The organism is Protaetiibacter mangrovi, assembly GCF_024752305.1.
In the GTDB taxonomy this organism is placed as follows: Bacteria; Actinomycetota; Actinomycetes; order Actinomycetales; family Microbacteriaceae; genus Homoserinibacter; species Homoserinibacter mangrovi.
Genome location: NZ_JANTHX010000015.1, coordinates 1 through 1,999 on the forward strand (window position 1 = coordinate 1; position 1,999 = coordinate 1,999).

3 protein-coding genes are annotated in these 1,999 nt (G+C 72.4%); 1 reads left to right on the top strand and 2 read right to left on the bottom strand.

Annotation, left to right across the window (positions count from 1 at the left end; genetic code table 11):
* A partial coding sequence (locus NUH29_RS14515) for a M20/M25/M40 family metallo-hydrolase (protein ID WP_258799983.1) occupies positions 1-649 on the bottom strand: 649 nt, incomplete at its 3' end.
* Between the two features lie 38 nt (positions 650-687).
* Here NUH29_RS14515 and NUH29_RS14520 point away from each other — a divergent pair.
* Positions 688-1,257: a DUF3043 domain-containing protein gene (locus NUH29_RS14520; protein ID WP_258799984.1), complete on the top strand. Its 570-nt coding sequence runs from the start codon at positions 688-690 to the stop codon at positions 1,255-1,257.
* Here the strand turns inward: NUH29_RS14520 and NUH29_RS14525 are convergent.
* On the bottom strand, positions 1,258-1,999 hold a 742-nt coding region (locus tag NUH29_RS14525; protein ID WP_258799985.1), incomplete at its 5' end, for a quinone-dependent dihydroorotate dehydrogenase.

The following is a 1,999-nucleotide window of genomic DNA, read 5'->3' on the forward strand; positions in this document are numbered from 1 at the left end:
TCACCGCCGGGACGTCGACCGACCAGTTGCCCGAGTCGGCGACCACGATGACGTCGGCGTCGAAGGTGTCGCGGTAGTGCTCGAGGAAGGTGAGGATCGAGCGCGAACCGAACTCCTCCTCCCCCTCGGCGTAGAGCACGAGTCCGATCTCCGGGTCGCCGAGCACCTGCTGGTAGGCGCGGATCGCGGCGAGGTGGGCGATCACCCCGGCCTTGTCGTCGGCGGCGCCGCGACCGTAGAGACGATCACCGCGCAGCGTCGGCTCGAAGGGCTTCGAGTCCCAGTCGGCCTCGTCGCCCGGGGGCTGCACGTCGTGGTGCGCGTACAGCAGGATCGTGGGCTTCCCGCCGCGGGCCGGGCGGGAGGCGACGACGGCCGGCTGGCCGAGCGCATCCGAGTCGGGTTCGGAGACGGGCAGCTGCACGACCTCGACCGACTCGAACACTCCCAGGTCGCGGGCGAGCTCGGCCACCCGCTCGGCGCTCGCGCGCACGTGGGCGAAGTCGAAACCGTCCCACGAGACGGACGGAATGCGCACGAGCCCCGACAGATCGGCGATCGCGGCGGGCAGGACCGCGGCGACGGCGTCGCGCAGCTCGTCGGCTCGGGGGGTGGATGCGGACACGGTCGACGGGTCGGACTCAGCCATGCGGGTAATCTTAAAGCCCCGACCAGCGAGGACACCCCGTGCCGAAGAACACCCCGACCGACGACACCACCCCCCACGCCCCGGAGGACGAGACCGTCGGCAAGGGACACGCCACCCCCAGCCGCAAGGAGCAGGAGGCGGCGCGCAAGCGTCCCCTCGTGCCCGACGACCGCAAGGCGGCGCAGAAGGCGTCGCGTGCGCAGCTCAACGCGCAGCGCGACCGCGCCCGCACGGGGATGGAGCGCGGCGAGGAGCGGTACCTCCCCGTCCGGGACAAGGGCCCGCAGAAGCGCTACGTGCGCGACTACGTCGACGCGCGCTGGAGCGTCGGCGAGATCCTGCTGCCGCTCATGGTGCTCGTGATCCTGACCTACTTCATCCCGAACGAGTTCGTCGCCGTGTACGCGCTGATCGCCGTGTGGGGCGTCATCGTGCTCGTCGTCATCGACTGCCTGGTGCTGGGCCGCCAGCTGCGTCGCAAGCTCGCGGAGAAGTTCGGGGCGGACAAGGTGGAGAAGGTGACCTGGTACGCGGCGATGCGCGCCGTGCAGCTGCGCCCGCTCCGGCTGCCGAAGCCCCAGGTCAAGCGCGGCCAGTTCCCGGTCTGATCAGGGGCGCAGCGCGCGGTTGATCGCGCGGGCCCAGAACGGGCCCTCGTACAGGAAGGCCGTGTAGCCCTGAACGAGGGTGGCACCGGCGTCGAGCCGCTCGCGCACCTGGGCGCCCGTGGTGACGCCGCCGACCGAGATGAGGCACAGCTCCGGGCCGACGGCGGCGCGCAGCAGGCGCAGCATGGCGAGCGAGCGCGCGGCGAGCGGGGCGCCCGAGAGCCCGCCCTCCCCCGCGGCGGCCACGACCTCCGGGTCGGTGACGAGGCCCTCGCGCGAGAGGGTCGTGTTGGTCGCGACGATGCCCGCGAGCTCCAGCCGCAGCACGAGCTCGGCGATGCGGAGCGCCTGCTCGTCGGTCAGGTCGGGGGCGATCTTGACGAGCACCGGAACCGCGCCGGCGGCGTCCCTGACGGCGACGAGCAGCGGCTCCAGCTTGTCGAGCTCCTGCAGGCCCCGCAGGCCCGGGGTGTTGGGCGAGCTGACGTTGACGACGAGGTAGTCGGCGTGCGGCGCGAGCAGCCGGGTGCTCTCCAGGTAGTCGGCGATCGCGTCCTCGACGGGCACCACCTTCGTCTTGCCGATGTTGACGCCGACGACGGGACGGATGCGGGCACGTCGCGCCCGGGCGATGCGCGGAGCGCAGGCCTCCGCGCCGGCGTTGTTGAACCCCATCCGGTTGACGACGGCGAGGTCGGGGATCAAGCGGAACAGCCGCGGCTTCGGGTTGCCGGGCTGCGGC